The following is a 23,349-nucleotide window of genomic DNA, read 5'->3' as shown; positions in this document are numbered from 1 at the left end:
TCGGCCAGTTTGAGCAATTCCGGGTCAGGCTTGGCCCGCTTGTTACGCTTTGCAACGGTCATCATTTCTCCTTGAAGGTAGCAGTGTCCTGCTAAATGACCGTTTACACAAAATTAATTACACCCTCAAATTAACCCCAGCATCACCTCGAAAATTTAATCAAAGATAGGATAAGAATTCCATTCAAATCCCGTGTCAGAATACAGTGCAATCTAACAGCATACCTAGTACGGTATCTTCAGCAACTCCGCGTGGAAGCCCATATCTCCCAATCGTTGGGAATACTGCGTGAGATTCACTTTGCTAAAGAATGGCATGCGGATTTCGCCTGCACGCTCCTACATAATCGTAAGGATGATCTTGCTACGTAGCGGTAGGACTCTACTATCAAATTCAAATGCACACCGTCTGGCAGATATGCGTCTATTTGAACCACGATATCAGGACTGTGGAGAAGTGTCTCTACGGAGGCATACGCCTGTGAGAACAAATGGCTTAGTACGCCACACAAATTAGTTTACAGGATAATCCATCTTCAAATACAAAACTCCCAATGCATTGTATCAGGTATCTTAACTTCAATTTCCTCTACCAATTTACTTTTGATTGAACATTTCATTAGATATCAACCCTGATATTGACAGATGGTTTTCTTCAAATCAACCTTTGCCCGTCATGTCATTGATGAGTGAATTTCATTGAGATGAATTCACTCAGTTATCTATTGGCTTTACTACTGTAAGTATTTTTTACTCTCAAGTACATGTTATGGAAGAGAGTCAATTCATTGATCATCTACGAGCCATATCATCCTTCACAGATGACAGAGGAAATAAAGGGAGGCGCACTTACCCTTTCTCATTTTCTTATTCATTTTTGATCAGTTTCCTCTTCCGATTTCGGTTGTGCACCAGTGGCAGTCTGGTACACAGCATCGTCCAAATAACAGGAAGAGCTAAAAAATGGCAATATTTCATTTCAGTTTAAAAAGCGGTAGAAAAGGCAGTGCAGCAAATCACGCGAACTATATTGCCCGTAAAGGAAAATATTCCAGTGACGAGTCCAGCGATCTGAAGGCAACGGCACACGGCAATCTGCCTGACTGGGCAGAAAATGATCCGGTGACATTCTGGAGAAAAGCTGATAGTTACGAACGAGCCAATGGAGCTGCGTACCGTGAATACGTTGTGGCACTGCCGAATGAACTCACCCTGGAACAACATCGTCAGGTAGTGCAAGAATTCATTGAGAAGGAAATTGGTAATAAACCTTATCATTACGCCATTCACGATCCTCAGGCATCGATAGGCGGAGGGCAGCAACCTCATGCCCATGTGATGTACTCTGATCGGCTACCTGATGAATTCGTCCGAGCACCAGAATTACATTTCAAGCGCTACAATTCGCACGACCCAGAATTGGGTGGATGCAAAAAGGATAGTGGTGGCAAGGATCGGGGCTCCGTCCGAGAAAAGCTGATCGAGCAGCGTGAAACCTGGGCAACCATTTTGAATACTGCCCTGGAACAGAGCGGTCATTCAGATAGGGTCGATCACCGCAGCCACCGGGACAGAGGACTCGTGCATGCACCGGAAAAACATATTGGTCAGTACGGTGTCAAGAAAATGTCTGAGACGGAAAAGAGCCAGTTGAAGCAATCACGGCAACGCCGAGCGGATTCACCGTCACCTCAATAATCTGCTAACCTGCAGACCAAAATGCAAAAAAAAAAGGAACTTCAATGATGCCTGCCATTTGTAGCAAAAATGGCAGAGCACGGTGTTACACTCGGCGAAGAAGGTGTAAATAAATTTGTGCAAACGGTCATTTAGCTGGATAGAACAGTTACACTTTCTAAGTCTCTTGTGCTTGTGCTGTCGTGCGCATGTGCCCTGCTTTAGCTGTAGCTTTACCCGAATTTGGATTAGGCATATTACCTTTGCCAAAAGTCCGGCCTTTTTCAGGGAGCACCAATTTGATGTAGTAGTCCGTTTTTGTCATGTAACGTATTGCCCTTTGCAATCCGTGCATCGCGCCCAAATCGCTACTATTGACAGTCCCAATTCCCGATTTTTTATAACCAGATTTGTACGCATTGCAGTTGTAGTATAGCCCTCTGCCATCGCTGTTCACTTCCCATTGCTCGCCAATCATTTTCGCGATGTTATCGTCCTGATGCATCTTGGTGCCATCCAAAAAAACTATCAAATGATATTGAAACGATTTTTCCAAACCATACTCTAACTTCCAGGCAAACCCTATTACACCTTCCTTCGCGAGCTTCGCCCTTAAAAAACGTTGGAGCTTTTCACGATGCCCCTTTACAACAGTAGGTGTCACACCTCTGTCGTGTACAGCAGGCCATCTTTTTGGTATTTGATAGCCCAAATCAATCCGTATAATTTTAAGCCTCGAATGCTGTAAAAATAGAGACTTCACGTACGCCATCATTTCCTTAGAATTTTTATTCGATGATCGGTGATAGTTGTTCAATACATTTTTGAAATCTGAGCTCCTGCTGTCATTTCTAACCGCCTGTCCGAATGCATTAAGTGTTTCAATTTGTACTATTAAATCAGCAACGTCCTGGTTTTTTTTTCCAAAAGAGTTTCCCAGCAAGTTGCGAATTTCAGCATGCCGAAAAAAAAGCTCTAAAAATGGATTAAAACAATGCATTGGAAAATATATTTTCAGGTTCACAACATCAAACTGTAATGCCTTCAAAATTTCCAAACCAAGTGGTGTCGCATGAAGATAGCTGAACTGTATATTTTTTTCCTTTTTCTCTGAAAATAGATTACCGTTTGTTTTTGCAAGTCGAGTAACAACAGTTTCTAATCTGCGGATACCATAAGCAATTGAGTTTTCTTCTGTAATAGCCAAATTTACTTTCTCGCCGATATTTGCGTAAGCAAAGGTACTTGCGCACAATGCTTCGCCGATTTCCCATTTTATTTTCTCATTCATATTTACGACTTTACAGTCCCGTAAGTATCCGTGTAATCGCTAATTTTTCGTTTATGGCCTCCACAATTAACGTTGCGACGTCACGTTAGATTCAAGTTCAGCACGCTCTATAAGTAAGCGAATGTCTTTCACGCTCCATACTGTGACGCCTGGGCCAAAGAACTTGTTCGGCTTTGGAAAGCGGCCTGTCTTTATGCCTGCCCACCAAGTAGATTTCGAGACAGGAATGGGACCTTTGGGGCCAATTATCTGCGAGATTCGTACATATCCCTCCAGCGGGAAAGTTGATTTGATTTGCTCCATATGACCTCCAAAATTGGCTTATAAGCCTTGTTAAGATATGGTTATTTTAGGAGTTGGGGAAATACACGACAACGCTGTTAGCTAGTTCACGGACTCCGTTTGCTAGCAAACAGGTACAGAAATTTCTGTTAATTCAAATTTTGACAGTTATGCCAATGCAAATTTTTTCAGAAGTTAATGTAAAGAGCCAATCAGCTTAGAGGGTTGCGCGCAAATTGAGGAACGGTCTATTTGAAAAAACTAGATCGACGCTTAGAAGAAAACAGGTACTTCGTATGTAAGGAATACTTAACCAACTACGCAATAGACCTCTATTGCTTGAGGACTGTGTACTTCACCAGAATAAAGAACCGACAAGCAAATAACTCAAATATGAATTTCAGTGAACCATGACATGTCAGGGCCTGAATCAGACATTGCGAATACTTAAAATATATGTGAATTTGGCTACATTCAGTTTGAATAAGTTTCTTTTCTATGTTTCACTACCAATTGAACATTGGCCCAATCGTAATCGTGAAATTTGTAAAAATGAATAATCAAACTCTACCAAAAAGCGAGGACCGTAATTTGAATAGGTCTTTGGAGATCACAATGAAATACATGAGAACTGTATATCTACGTAAATCCCCAAAGAAAAACTCGGATAATTTTTTGTTAGAGTATCTAGCTCCCATGTCTTCGAATGAAGATACATCTGGCGATACTTTTCTTGCCAACATGATAAATCTAGAAAAGGACTCTCGAGCATATCGACACGGTTTTTTGGTGGTTGCTTGTGCCTACTTTACTCAGGCATTAAGAGCACGCGATAGAAATGAAATTGAGACTTCTTGGTCGTACCTCTGTGATGCAAGGTACTTTTGTGGTGTTGCGATGGCAGATACAACCATGGATCAAATTGCAGACAATATCGGAAAAGCAACCAGAAAAATAACTGCAAAAAATGCTGGGGCTGCACGTACTATTAAATACGATAAGGTCAAGGAAAAATTTTTTGAGTTAGTGATCGGAAAATGTCCCCCTGGGAATGGCTGGCAAACTAAAAAGCAAGCCATTTATGAACTTTCCGAAGAAGTATTTACATTTGCAGAAAGCGTAAAAACCCCCCTTTCTCGTGATCAATTTGAACGGACTGCATACGAATGGCTAAAACTGATGCCAAACCAAGCAAGATACTTCCCAGACTCAAAAGGGAAATTCGATAAGAAAAATGAAACAACGGGCTAACCAGCAGGATAGAATTTATTGGTGACCCGGGGGGCTGGAGCGCATCAAGTTTATCCAACGCCAGATCACCAATAGCTTTGGAGAAACTTACTAAATAGAATTCTATTTCCAGGCTCTTCGACTTAGTTCCTTTTTGGATGTCAAGATAGTTCCGATCCTTAATCTGCGTGGCTTTCCACTACGATGTTTTTTTATCATTAATAGGCGCAACCAGTATGAGGTCCCAACGTTATCTTGAAGATACCGATATCCGTCACACGCCGTAAATTGTAAATGCCTCAAGCGCAGATCGAATCATTTCGGAGGCTAGTATTGCGGGCAGAAAGTGTGTCGCCACATTACCCTGCCGTTCTTACTTGTCTGATAGGAGGAACAACTGCTCCCTCTTTCAGAGAGTCAATATAGTTTGCCCAAGCTATCATCATCATCCGCCGATCCTCAAGATATTTTGCCTTTTGGTATTTCCCTTTAACACCTGGTACAACGTGCGATAACTGACGTTCAATCTTATCCTCACCCCAACCAAGCTCAGCAAGCGCAGTTGCCGCAGTATGCCGAAAACCGTGCGGTTGTATCACGTCGTTTTGATAACCTAAAAGCTTGAGTGCTTTATTTAAGGTACCATCACTAATCGGTTGACGACCGGATTTGGTACTGAAAATATATTCACCAGCTCCATTAAGTGGTCGCATGGATTCCAAAATTTGGATCGCTTGATCTGAGAGTGGAACAATATGGTCTATACCAGTTTTTGTAACAAGAAAGCGCCACTCTTTAGTTTCAAAATTTACATCACTCCATCTTGCATGACGAAGCTCTCCAGGGCGAGTGAACACCAACGGCAAGAGTTTTAATGCTGCTTTGGTGGCTAATGATCCGTCATATGAGTCAATATCACGCATCAATTTCCCCAGTATTTTAGGGTCAACAATATGCGCAAAATTCTTAGAAACATGCTTTTCCAGTGCGTCGAGCAAGTCACGGGCAATATCACGTTCAGCCCTACTTGTTTGTATTGCAAAACGCCATAGCCCAGACATGAGTGATCGAACGCGATTTGCAGTTTCAGTAACTCGCTGCCCCCGATTATTTTTGCGTGATTCAATTTTACGAAGACAGTCGAGCAGTTCTTTTGCCTTGATGTTTGCAATATTTTTTTTGCCCAGATATGGGATTAAGTCATTTTCGAGATATGAACGTGTGCGATTTTGATGCGTTTCAGATAGTGTTTTTATTTTTATGTTAAACCACTCCCACGCAACCTCTTCGAAACTATTTGAAAGCGCCTGAATCTTAGCTACCTTCTCGGCCTTCTTGCTTTCGCTTGGGTCGATACCATCAATTATTTGTTTGCGTGCCGCTGATCTCTTTTCTCTGGCCTCCAGAAGAGATACCAACGGATAAGCGCCGAAGCTCAAACGATTTGTTTTTCCGCTGGTTTGTTTATAGCTCATCCGCCATATTTTCGAGCCGGTGGGTGCAATCTCAAGATACATGCCGCCGCCATCTGCCAAGGTATAAGTTTTTTCCTTTGGCTTAGCATTGCGAATTTTTGTATCGGTTAGCGGTATAGCGAGTTTTGGCATTTTGTATCCATGGTTTTTCTATGGATTTATTATGGATACAAAAATCTTGGATGGCAATGGATGCCATTAAACGGCATAAAACAAAAAACCCTCGTTCCTCATAGAGGAGCAAGGGTTTTTTGCACGTCTTTGAACTGCTTAAGACGCTTATTTGGTGCCGACTGCCGGAATCGAACTGGCCACCTGATGATTACAAGTCAACTGCTCTACCAAATGAGCTAAGTCGGCGAAACTTTTTTCGTTTTTGCTACGTTGCCGTTGCATTCCCGAAGACCAAGATTATAGGCTACTTTATTATTTTTAGCGAGGGCTTTTCTGATTTTTTTTCAGATTTTTTTGGTTCTTCTTCAGAAAGCTGGTTTTCTAATGGGGCAGGCGCACTTTTTACCGATGCCAGGCCAAGTACAGGCTTGCTGATTTCTTCCACTTCTGCAGTAATTTCCTGGCCTTCTTCTTCGGCTTCGCTGAGATCAACTTCAAAAGCCATGCCCTGGCCATTTTCACTGGCATAGACTGCCAGTACGTTTTCTACCGGCACATAGATCTCACGGGAGACGCCACCAAAACGGGCTTTAAAGACCACGGCATCATTATCCATCTTCAGGCCGCTGGTTGCACCGAAACTGATATTGAGTACGATTTCACCATTCCTGACGAATTCCATGGGGACACGGGCGGCATGGTTGACCTTGACCGCCATATAAGGCGTAAAGCCATTGTCGGTGCACCATTCATAGATGGCACGCATAAAATAAGGTTTGGTAGATATTTCTTGCATGTTTATACAGTCGGTGAAAATGTACATTAAGAATAGGCGGACAGCCCAAAAACAACAAGGCTGACGTATACATCAGCCTTGTTATCTTATCCTGAAACAGGTCTTGCTTATCTGCGCATGACTTTTTCAGAAGGTGTCAGTGCTTCAATGTAGGCAGGACGGGAGAAAATACGTTCTGCATATTTCATCAAAGGTGCAGCTGTCTTCGACAATTCTATACCGTAGTGATCGAGGCGCCACAACAATGGAGCAACGGCCACATCCAGCATGGAGAATTCATCACCCAGCATGTATTTGTTCTTGACGAACAATGGGGCGAGCTGGGTCAGGCGGTCGCGGATTTCTGCACGTGCCTTGTCCTGTACCTTGACCGACGCTGTGTTCTTGTCGTTTTCCAGGGTATGGACATGGATGAACAATTCTTTTTCGAAATTGAACAACATCAGACGTGCGCGGGCGCGTTGCAGCGGGTCTGCCGGCATCAGTTGCGGATGCGGGAAGCGCTCATCGATGTATTCGTTGATGATATTGGATTCATACAATATCAATTCACGTTCAACCAGAATAGGCACCTGACCATAGGGATTCATGGTCGAGATATCTTCAGGCTTATTAAACAGATCAACATCGCGGATTTCAAAATCCATGCCTTTTTCGAACAGAACCAGACGGCAACGTTGAGAGAATGGGCAGGTTGTACCCGAATAGAGAACCATCATTTTTATAGTTCCTTAGAAACGATCAGGGCGAGGAGCCTGTTTTGCGCACCTCACCCCAGGGATTACACGTCCGCTTACGACGGAGAAAAACGGACGATCTCAAAAAATTCCTGGCTCATACCAATAACAGCATAAGCCTGAAACCTTACATTTATTTTACTTCTTTCCAGTAGGATGCGTTCAAACGCCAAGCCAGAGTTGCCAGACTTGCCAGGAACAAAATAACCCAACCACCCAGGCGTTTGCGTGTACTTTGTGCTGGTTCCCCCATCCACTGCAGGTAAGCAACCAGGTCACCAACGGCATTGTCATACTCTATCTTGCTCATGGTGCCGGGCTTGACAGTTTCAAAGCCCGCGAACTTGTGAACCTTTTTCGATTCATCATGCGGATCGCTTTCTTCTACCATCTTGACAGTACGTGTACCTTGCAATTCCCACAGTACATGCGGCATGCCTACGTTAGGGAACACCATATTGTTCCAGCCTGTAGGACGAGTATCATCCTTGTAGTAAGTACGCAGATAGGTATAAATCCAATCAGCGCCTGTGCCATCACCAGATGCCTTGGCGCGGGCAATCACGGACAAATCAGGTGGCACTGCGCCAAACCATTCCTTTGCATCCTTAGGAGCCAAAGTGGTTTTCATCAGGTCACCCACTTTTTCGCCAGTGAACAAGAGGTTCTGCTTGATTTGTTCATCTGTCAAACCAATATCTTTCAAACGGTTGTAACGCATGGCCGAAGCAGAATGGCAGTTCAGGCAATAGTTGACGAACAGCTTGGCGCCATTCTGCAGCGCTGGAATGTCAGTGGCACGATCAGGCGCACGATCCAGTGGGAACGTTCCACTATTCGCCATTGCCAATGCAGGAGCAATTGCCAGCACAGCGATCATTTTTTTAAGTAATTTCATGCTTGTTCTTCCTCGCTTTTTCTCAGTGCGCTGCAAATGTTACGCGCTTGGGCACGGGCTTGAATGTGCCCATTGCACTCCACCATGGCATCAGCATGAAAAAGCCGAAGTAAATGATCGCGCAAACTTGGGAAATACGCTCGCGAACTGGTGAAGGCGGTTCGACACCAAGATAACCCAGGGTCACGAAGGCAATACCAAAGACGATGTACACATATTTGTGCCAGTCTGGACGATAACGTATTGATTTAACTGGAGAAACATCCAGCCATGGCAGGAAAGCCAGGATCACGACGGAACCACCGAACAATACCACACCCCAGAATTTTGCATCGAGCGCACCTGGCATCATGCCCGCAACAGCAATCAACGCAATTGCTGCAATGGCAATCTTCAGCAATTGTGGCAATTTAGTCGTCAGCCAGATCAGGGCCACATAAGCAACAGCACCGGCTTGCACCACGAACAGGAACTCAGACGTAGTCGCACGCAAAATCGAATAGAAAGGCGTGAAATACCAGGTCGGCGCAATATGGGACGGCGTTTTCAGTGAATCAGCCGGGATGAAGTTATTGTACTCTAGGAAGTAACCACCCATTTCCGGTGCATAGAACACGACTGCACTGAAAATAGTCAGGAACACAGTCACGCCGAAGATATCGTGGAAAGTGTAATAAGGGTGAGAAGGCACGCCATCAACAGGGTGGCCATCAGGGCCGATATTGTCCTTGATTTCTATGCCGTCAGGATTGTTGGAACCCACTTCATGCAAGGCGATCAAGTGAGCAACCACCAGGCCCAGCAAGACCAGAGGGATAGCGATAACGTGGAAAGAGAAGAAGCGGTTCAATGTCGCATCAGACACCACATAGTCACCACGTATCCACAATGACAGATCAGGGCCTATGAAAGGAATGGCGCCAAACAGGTTAACAATAACCTGAGCACCCCAGTAAGACATCTGACCCCATGGCAGCAGGTAACCAAAGAAGGCTTCGGCCATCAGGCACAGGAAAATCGCAAAACCGAACAACCAGATCAATTCACGTGGCTTGCGGTAAGAACCGTACAGGAAGGCACGGGTCATGTGCAGGTACACGACGATGAAGAATGCCGAAGCGCCTGTCGAGTGCATATAGCGCACCAGCCAGCCCCAGGGCACATCGCGCATGATGTATTCAACTGAAGCAAACGCCAGCGTTGCATCTGGTTTGTAATGCATGACCAGGAAAATACCGGTAACGATCTGGATAACCAGGACCAGCATGGCCAGGGAACCGAAGATGTACCAGAAATTGAAGTTCTTGGGTGCGTAATACTTGCCCCATTGATCATTCCACAGCTTGGTCAGCGGGAAACGTGAGTCTACCCAGTTCAAGGCCTTATCCACAACAGGTGCGTCTGCCGGGAGTTTTTTCTCAACAAATGCCATGATTAAGCCTCGCCTTTCTCATCTTTACCGATGATGATTTTGGTATCCGATAAAAACATGTGACGAGGCACATCCAGATTTTGCGGGGCTGGCTTGTTTTTATATACACGGCCAGCCAGGTCGAAAGTCGAACCGTGGCATGGGCAGAGGAAGCCGCCTTTCCAGTCATCTGGCAGGGACGGTTGCGCGCCTTCCTGGAATTTGGAACTAGGGGAGCAGCCCAAATGCGAGCAAATACCCACGGCAATCAGGATGTCACTATGTTCTTTGCGTGAGCGGCTTTGCTTGTCACAATAGTCTGGCATATCCATGGTGTAAGGCTTTTCCGATTTTGGATCGGCGACCTTGTCCTCAGTCTTTGCCAGACTTGCCATCATTTCTTGTGTGCGTTTCAAAATCCACACTGGTTTACCGCGCCATTCCGTGGTTTGCATTTCGCCTGGTTTCAGGGACGAGATGTCCACTTCCACCGGCGCACCTGCAGCCTTGGCACGCTCGGATGGCTGGAACGTACTTACCAGCGCACCTGCCGTAGCCAAGCCTGCCACACCGCCTGCCGCGCATGTGGCGACGAGCAAACCGCGACGGCCGGAATCGACCTGCTTTTCGATACTCATACCAACCCCAATCTGTCAATAATCAAAACTTGATGAAGCAAAACCCAGCTTCTAGCAACCTTAAATTATAAATGACCCGGATATGGTTTTAAAGAAAAAGATATCCGAAACGCCAACTTGCTGGCTTTTTTCAACAATTCAAGTCCGATTTGTATGTTCAAGCTGCTTGAAATAGGGTATTTAACACAAAATCGGTTGTAATAATGCTTAATTGCAGACTTAATTGAGTACTTCATTGCAAGCCCTATTGCATGGAGCAGGGAAAAGAAAATTGACAAAAAACCGCAGGTTTTTCATGCTCTTTGCGCATTAAAATCTTGCTACTTGAATTTTGAGCATGTAGCTTCCTGCCTGGACTACATCTTTATCAGCCCCTTAACCGGAGATTTTCTATGGGTATGTTGCAAGAATTTAAAGCCTTTGTCAGCCGTGGCAACGTGGTTGATCTGGCCGTCGGTGTCATCATAGGCGCGGCCTTTGGCAAAATCGTGGATTCCCTGGTGGGCGACATAGTCATGCCTGTCATCGGCCGCATCGTCGGTGGACTGGACTTTTCGAATTACTACATCCCCTTGAATGGCCAGGGTACACATCTGGTATTGGCGGAAGCAAAAAAAGCCGGTGGCGTTATTGCTTACGGCAATTTCATTACCGTAAGCGTCGGCTTCATTATCCTGGCTTTCGTGATTTTCCAGATGGTGAAACTGGTCAATGCATTGAAAAAGGCAGAACCAGCACCGGAACCGGCACCAGAAGTCACGCCTGAAGATGTGTTGTTACTGCGTGAGATCAGGGATGCCTTGAGGAAGTGATTATCTCAAGGCTGGACTGCAAACCAGGGGGACGCGCGATCAACGCTCTCCCTATCCCCGCAGGAGCGGCTTCAGCCGCGAATGTGTGACTTCAGCCGGGTGATCGCGGCTAAAGCCGCTCCTACGAAATCAGGCGATTCCAGCATGGCCAGGTTCAAACGGATAGTAATGATTTGATGGGGGAACGGGTTTTCCGCGTAAATTCATTTATCGCTCTTCAAGCAAAACCCATCCCCTCCCTACCCCTTCCTTTGAAAGGGAGGAAAATTCTCGCCTCACACCGGATTATCAATATCCACAAAAGTATGCCGCACCCCAAACCTGTCAGCGATAAACGCCCCCAGGCTCTGCACCCCGAAACGCTCAGTCGCATGATGACCGCAGGCGATGTAAGCCACGCCTGATTCGCGTGCCAGGTGCACGGTAGGCTCAGATATTTCGCCACTCAGGTAAACCGAGGCACCGGCAGCTATCGCCTGGTCCAGCATGCTCTGCGCAGCGCCGGTACACCAGGCCACCCGCCCCACGGCAGCTGCCGGATCACCGATCAGCAAGGGTTCGCGACCCAGCTTTAACTCTATATGTAGTGCCAGGTCGGCCAGCGTAGTGACAGTTTCATCCTCTACCTTACCCAGCCAGCCCAGGTCATTTTCACCAAAACGTCCGTCTGCGGTCAAACCCAGTTGGCGAGCCAAACCTATGTTATTACCCAGCTCTGCATGATTATCCAGCGGCAGATGGTAAGCAAACAGGGAAATATCATTTTCCAGCAAGAGTTTCAGGCGGCGCTGCTTTTGTCCTATGACACGCATATCCTCACCACGCCAGAAGTAACCATGGTGGACCAGAATGGCGTCGGCTTGCATTTCCACGGCTTTTTCCAATAATGCTAAACTGGCAGTCACACCACTGACTATATGTTTAATGGTGTTGCGCCCTTCCACCTGTACGCCGTTTGGGCAATAATCACGAAAGTAAGTTACTTGCAATTCTTTTGCCAGGAATTGCGCCAATTCATCCCGATTCACTGATTTCATACATTCTCTCTATGCGTCGTCTTTGGTTATTGTTTGCCCAAACTGTTACTGTAGGTCTGGCGATCTGGTTTATTGTAACCACCTTGAAACCCGATTGGGTAAAAGCAGGTTATAACTCCAGGCAAACCCAGACGCTGAATGCCGGTGCCATCGTCAAGGAAGCGCCCGCCAATAGCGTACCCGCGCAAAGTTCTTATGGAGCGGCCGCCAAGCATGCCATGCCTTCCGTGGTGAACATTTTCACTTCGAAAGAAGTGCGGCAACGTCGCAACCCGCTCCTCAACGATCCATTTCTGAGACGGTTTTTTGGCGACCAGCAAAATCCGCAGACCGAGCGCCTGTCCAGTCTGGGCTCAGGTGTCATCGTCAGTTCCGAAGGTTATATCCTGACAAATAACCATGTGGTCGAATCTGCGGACGATATTGAAGTTGCCCTGACAGATGGCCGCAAAGCCAGTGCCAAGGTAGTCGGCACTGATCCTGAAACCGATCTGGCGGTCATAAAAATTAATTTACCAGATTTACCGGCGATCACCTTTGGCCGCTCGGACACGGCCAGTGTAGGTGATGTGGTACTCGCCATCGGCAACCCTTTCGGTGTAGGGCAGACTGTCACCATGGGCATTATCTCGGCCCTGGGACGCAATAACCTGACCGACAATGCATTTGAAAACTTTATCCAGACGGATGCTGCTGTCAACCCTGGCAATTCTGGTGGTGCGCTGGTGGATGTGAACGGCAATCTGCTGGGCGTCAACACGGCGATTTATTCCCAGACCGGTGGTTCGGTAGGCATAGGCTTTGCGATACCTGTTTCCACTGTCAAACAGGTCATGGAATCCATCATCACCAATGGCCATGTAGTGCGCGGCTGGATAGGTGTGGAACCGCAAGACATCACGCCTGAGCTGGCCGACAGCTTTGGATTGAAACAAAAATCCGGTGCCATCATTGCCGGCGTGATACGCGGCGGCCCGGCTGACAAGGCTGGCATGAAGCCTGGCGACATCCTGATCGCGATTGAAGGTAAACCGGTAGGCGACACCACCCAGATGTTAAACCTGGTAGCGCAACTAAAACCCGGCAACAAGGCCAAGATCACCGTCTTGCGCGATACCAAGGAACCGACGCTGGAAATCCTGATAGGCAAGCGCCCGGCGGCGCGTAAAGAAGAAACCAAGGAATAGAAATCCATGCATTTGATAGACTTGCAAGCTTATTTGTCTGAACTGGGCGACAACAATAACCGTGCCTGGTTCGTCATGAACAAACCGCGCTATGACATTTTACGGGCAGAATTTTTGCAACTGGTGACTGAACTGATTGCCGAGATCAGCAAATTTGATCCTGCCATCCTGGGCTTGGAACCAAAGAAAGCATTATTCCGTATCAATCGCGATGTGCGTTTTGCACATGACAAATCACCATACAAGACCACCTTCTCTTCTTCCATCGTCCCCAGCGGACGCAAGAAACCCAGCGAAGGCGGCGGGCCAGCCTATTATTTCCAGATGGATGGTACGGGCCGCCTGTTTTACGCAGTCGGTGAATACATGCCGCCATCCGACCGTTTGAAGGCCATCCGCAACCACATCGTGGCCGACCCGGACGGTTTTGCCAAGGTCTTGAAGGACAAGAAACTGAAAGCGCAGTTTGGTACTTTACAGGAAGAAGGCAAGCTGCAACGCCCGCCCAAGGGCTTTGATGCTGACCTGCCGCATATAGAGCAGATCAAGCTGAAGAACTTCATGGTGTGGACAGAATGCCCGCTCAAGGGCATGGATACGGATGAACTGAAAACCACCCTGCTGACAGCTTACAAGAGCGCGATGCCGCTGGTAAGCTGGCTCAGGTCAGCTCCCGTTTGATTCTGTCGATTCTGGTGCCTGGGTTGCTCTTACAAACATGGGGGCAACCAGCAAACCCAGTTCATACAATATCCACATAGGTATAGCCAGTGAAAACTGGCTGACGATATCCGGCGGTGTGACTATGGCCGCAATCACAAAGGCACCAACGATGACATAAGGGCGTATGGCCTTGAGTTTTTCCAGTGGAACCAACCCCATGCGTACCAGCACCACGACAACAACTGGCACTTCAAAGGTCACGCCAAAAGCGAGACACATGGACATGATGAAGTCCAGATAATTTTCTATATCAGGCGAAACATTGATGGACGCCGGGGCAAATTCATTGATGAATTTGAAGACACGACCAAAAACCAGGAAATAGCAAAAGGCTACGCCACACAGAAACAGCACCGATGAAGAAATTACCAGGGGTGCTACCAGGCGTTTTTCATGGGTGTACAGACCAGGCGCAACAAAGGCCCAGACCTGGTACAGTATCCATGGCAGAGCCAGCATAAAAGCCAGCAATAAAGTGACTTTCATTGGCACCAGAAATGGCGAAATGACACCCGTAGCGATCATCTTGGAACCGGGAGGCAATGAGGCCAGCATAGGCTGCGCCAGAAAATCATAGATAGCCGATGGCCCCGGCCAGGCCATCAAGGCAGCACAGGCAATCACCAGGCCATACATGGCCTTGACCAGACGATCGCGCAACTCCACCAAATGGGAAATGAAACTCTCTTCCGGAGCTTGTTCTGTGTGCTCGCTCATGCAAATACCGCCAGATTATAAAAACGCAAAGACATAAGCGAAAATTAAAAGAAGCTGCCGCCAGAACGGGGCGAAGCGCGGTGACGCGCCATTCTTGCCGATCCGGAAATAATATGCTGACGCTGGCCGTTGCGGTTTTTATACCAGGCAGGCAGCGCAGAAGTACGGGCGAGCTTTTTACGGCGGAAGTTTTTTGCCTTGATCGCCAATTGCTCAGGCGATGCCGTATGCAACATGGCGCTATCAGTCTCCTGCCCCAGATTGCGCAATTCCTGTTCGGTCTCAGACCATGTCTGGTGTATGGACTGCTCTACACCGTGAACAGCTTCCTGTACATCCTTTTGCATCTTGCGCAATTCTTCAAGCTCAATTTCACGGCTGACTTCAGACTTGACTTCATTGATATAGCGCTGCGCCCGCCCCAACAGGGTACCGGCCATTCTTGCCACTTTGGGCAATTTCTCAGGGCCGATCACGATCAGGGCAACGACACCTATCAGAGCAAGTTTACTGATTCCCAAGTCTATCATGGGTGCAACCTACGCAAAAAATCCAGATTACCAGTCAATAAAGCAATCACAGCTTGGATTTTTCTTTTGCATCGACGTCAATAGGGGTCTTATCCGCAACTTGTTGAGATGCCACAGGCTTTTCGTCGCGGTCTTTCATGCCTTCCTTGAAATCCCTGACGATTTTACTTGCATCAGTGCCAACATTGCTCAATTTCTTGGTGCCGAAAACCACAATCACGACGACCAGGACGATCAACCAATGCCAAATACTCAATGAACCCATTATTTACTCCTTACGAGAGTTTCATTCCCGAAAATTAATTTGAAAGCTACTGCAAAATAGCAGCCACATGACCAGAAATCAGCGTTGTCCACGCCAAGGCTTGGGGCCGCCTATCACATGCATATGCAGATGATACACCTCTTGCCCGCCATCCGGCCCAGTGTTGATGAGGGTTTTGTAACCACCTGTCAAGCTGCCATCAGCCTCTTGTACGAGAGCACAACCTTGCTCTTGCGCCAACTTTGGCGCCAGCGCCAGCATTTTACCCAGTAAGACCGTATGTTCCGGCTGCACTGAAGACAAGGTCTCTATATGTACTTTGGGGATAATCAACAGATGCACAGGGGCGGCAGGGTTGATATCTTTAAATACCAGCAATTCTTCATCTTCATAGACGCTGGTAGAAGGAATTTGTTTTGCTGCAATCTTACAAAAAATACAGTTATCCACGTTTTATCCATTCATCAACAAGGCGTATGCTTATTTAATGCCACTAATACCCGCTCAGACTAAAGCATTTGCGTCTCACGCATCCTTGCGCGCTGCTTTTTCTTCTATGCCTGAAATACCTTCACGCCTTGCCAGTTCATCCAGCACCTGTTGAGGGCTAAGATTATACTGGGCCAACATGACAAGTGAATGAAACCATAAGTCAGCACATTCATATAAAAGCTTGCTGGTATCACCGGAAACCCGGGCATCCTTGGCAGCCATGACGGTTTCCGTTGCCTCTTCGCCTATCTTTTTCAAGATAGCATCGTCACCCTTGGAAAACAGGCGCGCGACATAGGATTTGTCCGGGTCGCCGCCATTGACCAGCTTACGGCTTTCTATGATCTCTGCCAGACGCTGCAGGGTCTGTTCCTGGGTATTGCTTTGCATATCACTCATTGTGCATTACTCATTTGTAGATGCTTTCCGGATCTTTCAAGACCGGATCGACTGCCTGCCAGTCACCGTCATTGAGGCTGCCTTCAAACTTCTGGAAGAAGCAGGAGTGGCGGCCAGTATGGCAGGCGATGCTGTCAGTCTGTTCTATCTTCAGCAAGACCACGTCTTCATCACAATCCAGGCGGATTTCCTTGACCTTTTGGATATGGCCGGATTCTTCCCCCTTGTGCCAGAGCTTCTTGCGGGAGCGGCTCCAATAGACAGCTTCGCCCAGCTCCACGGTTTTGGTCAGGGCATCGCGGTTCATCCAGGCAAACATCAATACATCATTGCTGCTGGCTTCTTGCGCAATGACAGGCACCAGACCGTGCTCATCCCACTTGACCTTGTTCAACCACTTTGCCGCGCTCATGACAACCTCATCGGTATATGTTGTGCTGCCATAAATTGCTTTGCTTCACCTACTGTATGTTGTCCATAATGGAAGATGCTGGCAGCCAAGACCGCATCTGCGCCTCCGATTTTGATACCATCGGCCAGGTCTTGCAAACCACCCACGCCGCCTGAGGCGATGACGGGTATAGATACTGCATCTGACACCGCGCGCGTCAAGCCCAGATCAAAACCGGAACGGGTACCATCCTTGTCCATGCTGGTCAGCAGGATTTCGCCAGCCCCCAGTTTGGCCATGTGTTGCGCCCATTCGACGGCATCCAGGCCAGTGGCATTGCGGCCACCATGGGTAAACACTTCCCACTTGCCTGGCGCTACATTCTTGGCATCTATGGCCACGACTATGCATTGCGAACCATATTTATGCGCCGCATCCGCCACCAGCTGCGGATTGGTCACGGCAGAAGTATTGATGCCCACCTTGTCAGCACCGGCATTCAGTAAACGGCGTACATCAGCCACCGTACGTACACCACCACCAACAGTCAGCGGAATAAACACTTGTGACGCAACGGCTTCAATAATCGGCAAAATCAGGTCACGGCCATCCGAAGATGCAGTGATATCAAGAAAAGTAATTTCATCTGCACCCTGCCCGTCATAACGGCGGGCAATCTCTACCGGATCACCGGCATCACGCAGTTCCTGGAAATTAATGCCCTTGACGACGCGACCAGCGGTCACATCCAGACAAGGGATAATACGTTTGGCTAAGCTCATTCAGTTTCTTCTTCATCATCGAACTCACCGCTGAGTTCATCGGCACGGTCTTGTGCCGACGACAGATCCAGCGTGCCTTCGTAAATCGAACGGCCACAGATCACACCTTCTATGCCTTCGTCCTGTACAGCGCACAGGGCTTCGACGTCTGCCAGTACATGCACGCCACCAGAAGCAATCACAGGGATGCTGACGGCTTGCGCCAGTTTGACAGTGGCTTCAATATTCACGCCACCCATCATGCCGTCACGGCCTATGTCGGTATAGACGATGGCTTCGACACCATAGTCTTCAAATTTCTTGGCGAGGTCTATGACTTCATGACCAGACAATTTACTCCAGCCATCGGTAGCGACCTTGCCATCCTTGGCATCAATGCCAACGATGATCTGACCAGGGAAGGCGCTGCAGGCATCCGCCAGGAAACCAGGGTTCTTGACTGCGGCTGTGCCTATGATGATGTAGGACAGGCCATCGTCAAGATAACGTTCTATGGTATCGAGATCACGGATGCCGCCACCGAGTTGTACCGGGATTTCTTCGGTATCGGTTTCTTCTGCGTAGTCACGTACCGCTTGTATGATGGCCTTGACCGCCGCCTCGTTCTTGGGCTTGCCGGCAAAAGCACCGTTCAAATCCACCAGATGCAGACGACGCGCACCCTGGCGCAGCCAATGGCGCGCCATTTCGGCAGGGTCTTCAGAAAATACGGTGGCCTGGTCCATGTCACCTTGTTTAAGGCGTACGCAGTGGCCATCTTTCAGGTCTATAGCAGGGATGAGCAGCATGATATGAGAAAAAGTAGGGACGTCAATTAAACAATAAAAGAAGACAATAAGAACGGACAATACCAGTTAACAATCAGGGTAAACAATTTACGTCAGACATTAAATCGGCACTTATGGTTTCCAGTGTACAAAATTCTTATACAGTTGCAAGCCAGTCGACGCACTCTTTTCAGGGTGGAACTGGGTAGCAAAGATATTGTCACGCGCTACTGCGCAGGCAAACAGACTACCGTAATCCGTCATGCCGACTGCATGTTGCGCATCTGCGGGCTGGGCATAATAGCTATGTACAAAATAAAAATAGGCATCATCGGCAATGTCTTGCCACAGAGCATGAAACTGCGATTGCTGCACACGGTTCCAGCCCATTTGTGGCACCTTGTAACGCGAGCCATCTGCCTGTAATTGCCCATCCAGTGCAAAGCGCACCACCTTGCCGGGCAAAAGGCCCAGACCAGGCGTGTCACCTTCTTCACTGACATCAAACAACATTTGCTCACCGACGCAAACGCCAAACAGGGGTTTGCTGCGAGCAGCTTCCAGCAGGGCATCTTGCAGGCCGGATTCGCGCAGGCAGCTCATGCAGTCAGGCATGGCACCCTGCCCTGGTAAAACGATACGATCCGCACTGCGGATATCGGCGACCTCGCCGGAAATCAGGACATTCGCTTCAGGCGCAACAGCACGCAGGGCTTGCGCTACCGAGCGCAAATTACCCATGCCGTAATCTACTACTACAATTTTATTCATAATGAATCACCAGCAAGCTGGTATCTCGTGTCTGCTGTCTGTATTTACATTACGATCAAAGGCTGCCTTTGGTCGAGGGTATGGTTCCTGCCGCACGTGCATCCAGCTCGGTCGCCATGCGCAGGGCGCGGCCAAAGGCTTTGAATACAGTTTCGCATTGATGATGAGAGTTGTCGCCGCGCAAGTTATCGATATGCAAGCTGACTAAAGCATGATTGACGAAGCCCTGAAAAAATTCACGGGTCAGGTCCACGTCAAAATTGCCTATCATGGCACGGGTAAAGGGTATATGGTATTCCAGGCCCGGGCGGCCAGAAAAGTCGATGACCACGCGTGACAATGCCTCGTCCAGAGGCACATAGGCATGACCATAACGGCGTATGCCTTTTTTATCACCAATTGCCTTGGCAAATGCCTGGCCCAGGGTAATACCAACGTCTTCTACCGTGTGATGGGCATCGATATGCAGGTCGCCTACCGCTTCTATGTCCAGATCAATCAGGCCATGACGGGCAATCTGATCCAGCATATGATCCAGGAAAGGGACGCCGGTATTGAGTTTTTGCTGGCCTGTGCCATCCAGATTGATGGCAACACGGATTTGTGTTTCATTGGTATTGCGGGTAACCGCCGCAATGCGTTCTATGGGCTTATTCATTTTGATGATAAAGATGCTGCCAAGGCAGCAAGAAAAAGAGCATTCTCTTCCCGGGTGCTGACTGTAATACGCAGACAGTCGCCCAGCAGATTATGCATTTTACCTACATTTTTGACTAAAATTTTTTGTTCGCGTAATTTCACAAAGACTTGTTCGGCATTCGCAACACGTATCAGCACAAAATTGGCAGAAGAGGGAAAGACTTGCACCTCTGGCAAGCTTGCCAGAGCAGCCATTAATTCCTTGCGTTGCTGGCGCAATTCTGCTGCCTGCGCATCCAGCACTTCTACCCTGTTCAACACAAATTCTGCCGCTGCCTGCGTCAAGACGTTGATATTGTAAGGCGGGCGCACTTTTTCAAATTCATGCATCAGGGCATTATTGCCAGCCATATAACCCAGACGTATGCCTGCCAGGCCCAGCTTGGACACAGTGCGCATGACGACCAGATTATCAAACTCTGCCAGGCGTGACATAAAGCTGGCCTGGGCAAACGGTTGATAAGCTTCATCAACGATGACGATGCCATTCTCACCAACCGCCTGCAGAATAGCGACCATATCGCCAACATTGTAAAGCGTGCCGGTAGGATTGTTGGGATAAGCCAGGTAAATGATGGCTGGTTGATGCTCAGCAATCGCCGCCAGCATGGCTGCCTTGTTCAACGTGAAATCCGGGTTCAGGTCCACGCCAACAAATTCCAGCCCGGCAAACAGAGCGGACATGGCATACATGACAAAGCCTGGCACAGGCGCGAGCACCTTGGCACCCGGTTTGGCACAGGCGATGGAGACCATGCTGATGAGTTCATCCGAGCCATTGCCAAGGACAATGTCATGACCCGCAGGCACACCGAGTTTGTCGGCAATTAATTGCTTGAGACTGGCATAGGCAGGTTGTGGATAACGGTTCAGTGCCACGCCTGCCAGATGCTGGGCCAGTTCCTTCTGCATATCAGGCGGCAGCAGATAAGGGTTTTCCATCGCATCCAGCTTCACAAAACCGCTGGCGTCCGGCACATGATAGGCGGACAGGCTGGCGATTTCAGGGCGTATCAGTTTGGTGATGCTCAATTCTTTGCTCCATGTTCAGGCTTGTACATTGAAAATTTCGCAGACCACATATCAGAACATTTCATGCCATCAGGCAGAAAGTGCTTCCGTATCGATCAAAGCCAGGCGATTTTCTATCATGGCGCAATAGTCGGGATTTAATTCAAATCCGACAAAATCACGCCCGCAACGTTTGGCAGCTACGGCGGTAGTGCCGCTGCCCATGAAGGGATCGAGTACAACACCGCCGGGTGGGCAGGAAGCCTTGATCATGCGCTCGATGATTTCGAGCGGTTTTTGGGTAGGATGTTCTTCACGTTCGGCATGCTCTCTGTGCAGGCGCGAGACACTCCAGACATCCTTGGGATTGAATCCCATTTCCAGCCACTTCGCACCCTCAAAAATCTTGCGGCTGCGGGCTTTCTTGGTGGCTGCATCATACGGGATGCGTATTGCATCCAGGTCAAAATAGTAATCCTTGGCTTTGACAAAAAAGCCTATGGTGTCATGCACCGATGAATATTTTCTTACGGTACCACCCATCGACGGTACGCGCCTGTCCCAGATGATTTCATTCATCATGCTCATGCGCTGCTTGAGCATGACAAAGACTTCCGGCGAATAGCGCCAGGTCAGGAAGATATACAGGCTGCCATTGGCTTTCAGCTTGGGCAAGGCCAGGTCTATCCATTGCGCCATCCATTCCAGATAGGCAGCCGACTCCATCTTGTCTGACTCATTGCCGTAATCCTTACCCAGACCATACGGTGGGTCGGCCAGCAATAAGTCTATGCTGGCATCAGGCAGACGCGCCAGACCTTGCAGCGCATCTTCACAAAAAACCTGGTTACGCCATTCGGCCTTCATATGCAGGTATTCATAGCAGACAGCAATTTTGCTTTCATGACTTGAGCCGCAATTCTGCACTACGCGCGTGGGCTTGCAAGCCTTCGCCATAGGCCAGTTCAGCGGCTACTTTACCCAGGGTTTGAGCACCCTGCTCACTGACAAAAATCATCGATGAACGCTTTTGGAAATCGTAGACACCCAGCGGTGAAGAAAAACGCGCCGTGCGTGAAGTTGGCAAGACATGGTTGGGGCCAGCGCAATAATCACCCAGGGATTCAGATGAATAACGACCGAGGAACATGGCACCGGCATGACGTATCTTGTCTGCCCATTGCTGCGGGTTTTCTGCAGAAATTTCCAGATGCTCAGCCGCGATACTATTCGCAATTTCACAGGCTTCATCCATATCGCGCACCTTGATGAGCGCACCGCGATTGGCCAGAGAAGTACGTATCACTTCATGTCTGGGCATATCCGGCAGCAGTTTGATGATGCTGGCTTGAACAGCTTCTATATACGCTTCATTCGGGCACAATAAAATGGATTGCGCCAGTTCATCATGCTCAGCCTGCGAAAACAAATCCATGGCAACCCAGTCCGGGTCTGTCGTACCATCGCACAAGACCAGAATTTCGGATGGGCCGGCAATCATGTCTATGCCCACCACGCCAAACACGCGGCGCTTGGCAGCAGCCACATAGGCATTGCCGGGGCCTACGATTTTATCAACAGGCGGTATCGTTGCCGTACCATAGGCCAGGGCACCGACAGCCTGCGCACCACCTACCGTAAACACGCGGTCAACACCGGCAATCGCGGCAGCGGCCAATACCAAAGGATTTTTTACACCGTCTGGCGTAGGCACGACCATGATGATTTCTTTGACGCCTGCCACCTTGGCCGGTATCGCATTCATCAATACCGACGATGGATAGGCAGCCTTACCGCCTGGCACATAAATACCAACGCGGTCCAGTGGTGTGACTTTCTGGCCGAGTACGGTGCCATCAGCTTCGGTATAACTGAAACCGGCTGAACCACATTCTGCTTTTTGAATTTCGTGATAGGCGCGTACGCGTGCTGCGGCAGTTTCCAGCGCAGTACGGCGTTCTACATTCAGGGACGCCAGTGCAGCCTGCATTTCTTCCTGCGTCAACTCCAGCGCGGCAACGCTGCTGGCATTGAGGCGGTCAAAACGATTGGTCGCTTCCAGCACGGCAGTATCACCACTGGCTTTGACGCTGGCCAGTATCTGCGCAGCGGCGCGGTCTATTGCTTCATCTTCACTGGCTTCAAAGGCCAGCAATGAAGTCAGTTTCCTGGAAAAATCTGCATCAGTCGTATCAAGCCGGGTAATCAGGGATGCCAT

General features: G+C 48.5%; 26 protein-coding genes and 1 tRNA gene. 5 read left to right on the top strand and 22 right to left on the bottom strand.

The window, feature by feature from the left end:
• Nucleotides 1-962: 962 nt before the first annotated feature.
• Nucleotides 963-1,697, top strand: a complete 735-nt coding sequence (locus ACO0LC_RS17310) for a MobA/MobL family protein (RefSeq protein ID WP_423005268.1) — start codon at nucleotides 963-965, stop codon at nucleotides 1,695-1,697.
• Between the two features lie 157 nt (nucleotides 1,698-1,854).
• Here the strand turns inward: ACO0LC_RS17310 and ACO0LC_RS17305 are convergent, their stop codons facing one another.
• Nucleotides 1,855-2,967, bottom strand: a complete 1,113-nt coding sequence (locus ACO0LC_RS17305) for a YagK/YfjJ domain-containing protein (RefSeq protein WP_423005266.1) — start codon at nucleotides 2,965-2,967, stop codon at nucleotides 1,855-1,857.
• A gap of 834 nt (nucleotides 2,968-3,801) precedes the next feature.
• Here ACO0LC_RS17305 and ACO0LC_RS17300 point away from each other — a divergent pair.
• On the top strand, nucleotides 3,802-4,500 hold the full coding sequence (locus tag ACO0LC_RS17300) for a hypothetical protein (RefSeq protein WP_423005264.1): 699 nt from the start codon (nucleotides 3,802-3,804) through the stop codon (nucleotides 4,498-4,500).
• Between the two features lie 338 nt (nucleotides 4,501-4,838).
• On the opposite strand, the gene ACO0LC_RS17295 is transcribed toward ACO0LC_RS17300, so the two are convergent.
• From ACO0LC_RS17295 to petA, 7 genes are all read right to left on the bottom strand, one after another.
• A complete protein-coding gene (locus tag ACO0LC_RS17295; RefSeq protein WP_423005262.1) occupies nucleotides 4,839-6,086 on the bottom strand; it encodes a tyrosine-type recombinase/integrase in 1,248 nt (415 codons plus the stop codon).
• A 152-nt stretch (nucleotides 6,087-6,238) separates the two neighbouring features.
• Nucleotides 6,239-6,314, bottom strand: a tRNA-Thr gene (locus tag ACO0LC_RS17290).
• Nucleotides 6,315-6,372: 58 nt separating this feature from the next.
• Nucleotides 6,373-6,864, bottom strand: coding sequence for a ClpXP protease specificity-enhancing factor (locus tag ACO0LC_RS17285; RefSeq protein WP_423005260.1), 492 nt, complete (start codon nucleotides 6,862-6,864; stop codon nucleotides 6,373-6,375).
• Between the two features lie 107 nt (nucleotides 6,865-6,971).
• Nucleotides 6,972-7,583: a glutathione S-transferase N-terminal domain-containing protein gene (locus tag ACO0LC_RS17280; RefSeq protein WP_423005258.1), complete on the bottom strand. Its 612-nt coding sequence runs from the start codon at nucleotides 7,581-7,583 to the stop codon at nucleotides 6,972-6,974.
• Nucleotides 7,584-7,734: 151 nt separating this feature from the next.
• Entirely contained in the window at nucleotides 7,735-8,499 is a 765-nt protein-coding gene (locus tag ACO0LC_RS17275; protein ID WP_423005256.1) for a cytochrome c1, read from the bottom strand.
• A gap of 22 nt (nucleotides 8,500-8,521) precedes the next feature.
• Nucleotides 8,522-9,934 carry a cytochrome b gene (locus ACO0LC_RS17270; protein WP_423005290.1) on the bottom strand — a complete coding sequence of 471 codons (1,413 nt, stop codon included), beginning with the start codon at nucleotides 9,932-9,934 and terminating at the stop codon, nucleotides 8,522-8,524.
• Nucleotides 9,934-10,548, bottom strand: coding sequence for a ubiquinol-cytochrome c reductase iron-sulfur subunit (gene petA / locus ACO0LC_RS17265; RefSeq protein WP_423005254.1), 615 nt, complete (start codon nucleotides 10,546-10,548; stop codon nucleotides 9,934-9,936). Before petA ends, ACO0LC_RS17270 begins: the two co-directional genes overlap by 1 nt.
• Before the next feature lie 392 nt (nucleotides 10,549-10,940).
• On the opposite strand from petA, the gene mscL reads away from it, so the two are divergent.
• A complete protein-coding gene (mscL, locus tag ACO0LC_RS17260) occupies nucleotides 10,941-11,360 on the top strand; it encodes a large conductance mechanosensitive channel protein MscL (protein WP_423005252.1) in 420 nt (139 codons plus the stop codon).
• A 275-nt stretch (nucleotides 11,361-11,635) separates the two neighbouring features.
• On the opposite strand, the gene ACO0LC_RS17255 is transcribed toward mscL, so the two are convergent.
• Nucleotides 11,636-12,397, bottom strand: coding sequence for a Nif3-like dinuclear metal center hexameric protein (locus ACO0LC_RS17255; protein ID WP_423005250.1), 762 nt, complete (start codon nucleotides 12,395-12,397; stop codon nucleotides 11,636-11,638).
• An 11-nt stretch (nucleotides 12,398-12,408) separates the two neighbouring features.
• On the opposite strand from ACO0LC_RS17255, the gene ACO0LC_RS17250 reads away from it, so the two are divergent.
• On the top strand, nucleotides 12,409-13,584 hold the full coding sequence (locus tag ACO0LC_RS17250; protein WP_423005248.1) for a Do family serine endopeptidase: 1,176 nt from the start codon (nucleotides 12,409-12,411) through the stop codon (nucleotides 13,582-13,584).
• Between the two features lie 6 nt (nucleotides 13,585-13,590).
• Nucleotides 13,591-14,265, top strand: coding sequence for a DUF2461 domain-containing protein (locus ACO0LC_RS17245; RefSeq protein ID WP_423005246.1), 675 nt, complete (start codon nucleotides 13,591-13,593; stop codon nucleotides 14,263-14,265).
• Here the strand turns inward: ACO0LC_RS17245 and tatC are convergent.
• The 13 genes from tatC to hisD all read right to left on the bottom strand — a co-directional run bounded on the left by tatC (nucleotide 14,251) and on the right by hisD (nucleotide 23,349).
• Nucleotides 14,251-15,024: a twin-arginine translocase subunit TatC gene (tatC, locus tag ACO0LC_RS17240; RefSeq protein WP_423005244.1), complete on the bottom strand. Its 774-nt coding sequence runs from the start codon at nucleotides 15,022-15,024 to the stop codon at nucleotides 14,251-14,253. The two genes, ACO0LC_RS17245 and tatC, sit on opposite strands and share 15 nt — an antisense overlap.
• Nucleotides 15,025-15,068: 44 nt before the next feature.
• Nucleotides 15,069-15,554: a Sec-independent protein translocase protein TatB gene (gene tatB / locus ACO0LC_RS17235; RefSeq protein ID WP_423005242.1), complete on the bottom strand. Its 486-nt coding sequence runs from the start codon at nucleotides 15,552-15,554 to the stop codon at nucleotides 15,069-15,071.
• Between the two features lie 46 nt (nucleotides 15,555-15,600).
• Nucleotides 15,601-15,819: a Sec-independent protein translocase subunit TatA gene (gene tatA / locus ACO0LC_RS17230; RefSeq protein WP_423005240.1), complete on the bottom strand. Its 219-nt coding sequence runs from the start codon at nucleotides 15,817-15,819 to the stop codon at nucleotides 15,601-15,603.
• A gap of 78 nt (nucleotides 15,820-15,897) precedes the next feature.
• On the bottom strand, nucleotides 15,898-16,269 hold the full coding sequence (locus tag ACO0LC_RS17225; protein WP_423005238.1) for a histidine triad nucleotide-binding protein: 372 nt from the start codon (nucleotides 16,267-16,269) through the stop codon (nucleotides 15,898-15,900).
• A 75-nt stretch (nucleotides 16,270-16,344) separates the two neighbouring features.
• Nucleotides 16,345-16,701, bottom strand: a complete 357-nt coding sequence (locus tag ACO0LC_RS17220; RefSeq protein ID WP_423005288.1) for a phosphoribosyl-ATP diphosphatase — start codon at nucleotides 16,699-16,701, stop codon at nucleotides 16,345-16,347.
• A 19-nt stretch (nucleotides 16,702-16,720) separates the two neighbouring features.
• Nucleotides 16,721-17,122, bottom strand: a complete 402-nt coding sequence (gene hisI / locus ACO0LC_RS17215; RefSeq protein WP_423005236.1) for a phosphoribosyl-AMP cyclohydrolase — start codon at nucleotides 17,120-17,122, stop codon at nucleotides 16,721-16,723.
• Nucleotides 17,119-17,883: an imidazole glycerol phosphate synthase subunit HisF gene (gene hisF, locus ACO0LC_RS17210; protein WP_423005234.1), complete on the bottom strand. Its 765-nt coding sequence runs from the start codon at nucleotides 17,881-17,883 to the stop codon at nucleotides 17,119-17,121. The genes hisI and hisF overlap by 4 nt, the downstream gene beginning before the upstream one ends.
• Nucleotides 17,880-18,671, bottom strand: coding sequence for a 1-(5-phosphoribosyl)-5-[(5-phosphoribosylamino)methylideneamino]imidazole-4-carboxamide isomerase (hisA, locus tag ACO0LC_RS17205; RefSeq protein ID WP_162043493.1), 792 nt, complete (start codon nucleotides 18,669-18,671; stop codon nucleotides 17,880-17,882). Before hisA ends, hisF begins: the two co-directional genes overlap by 4 nt.
• A 111-nt stretch (nucleotides 18,672-18,782) precedes the next feature.
• Nucleotides 18,783-19,421, bottom strand: a complete 639-nt coding sequence (gene hisH / locus ACO0LC_RS17200) for an imidazole glycerol phosphate synthase subunit HisH (RefSeq protein WP_423005232.1) — start codon at nucleotides 19,419-19,421, stop codon at nucleotides 18,783-18,785.
• 55 nt (nucleotides 19,422-19,476) lie between these two features.
• Nucleotides 19,477-20,079 (bottom strand): imidazoleglycerol-phosphate dehydratase HisB, encoded by a 603-nt coding sequence (hisB, locus tag ACO0LC_RS17195; protein WP_110256500.1) that lies wholly within the window; start codon nucleotides 20,077-20,079, stop codon nucleotides 19,477-19,479.
• Nucleotides 20,076-21,152 carry a histidinol-phosphate transaminase gene (gene hisC, locus ACO0LC_RS17190; protein ID WP_423005230.1) on the bottom strand — a complete coding sequence of 359 codons (1,077 nt, stop codon included), beginning with the start codon at nucleotides 21,150-21,152 and terminating at the stop codon, nucleotides 20,076-20,078. The genes hisB and hisC overlap by 4 nt, the downstream gene beginning before the upstream one ends.
• Nucleotides 21,153-21,221: 69 nt before the next feature.
• Complete coding sequence (locus ACO0LC_RS17185) at nucleotides 21,222-21,998, bottom strand: DNA-methyltransferase (RefSeq protein ID WP_423005228.1); 777 nt, start codon at nucleotides 21,996-21,998, stop codon at nucleotides 21,222-21,224.
• A gap of 34 nt (nucleotides 21,999-22,032) precedes the next feature.
• Entirely contained in the window at nucleotides 22,033-23,349 is a 1,317-nt protein-coding gene (gene hisD, locus ACO0LC_RS17180) for a histidinol dehydrogenase (protein ID WP_423005226.1), read from the bottom strand.

The sequence above is a fragment of the Undibacterium sp. JH2W genome (genome assembly GCF_049340425.1).
In the GTDB taxonomy this organism is placed as follows: Bacteria; Pseudomonadota; Gammaproteobacteria; order Burkholderiales; family Burkholderiaceae_D; genus Undibacterium.
Note: the sequence above shows the minus strand (reverse complement) of the source record. Positions and strands in the feature narration are given on the sequence as shown.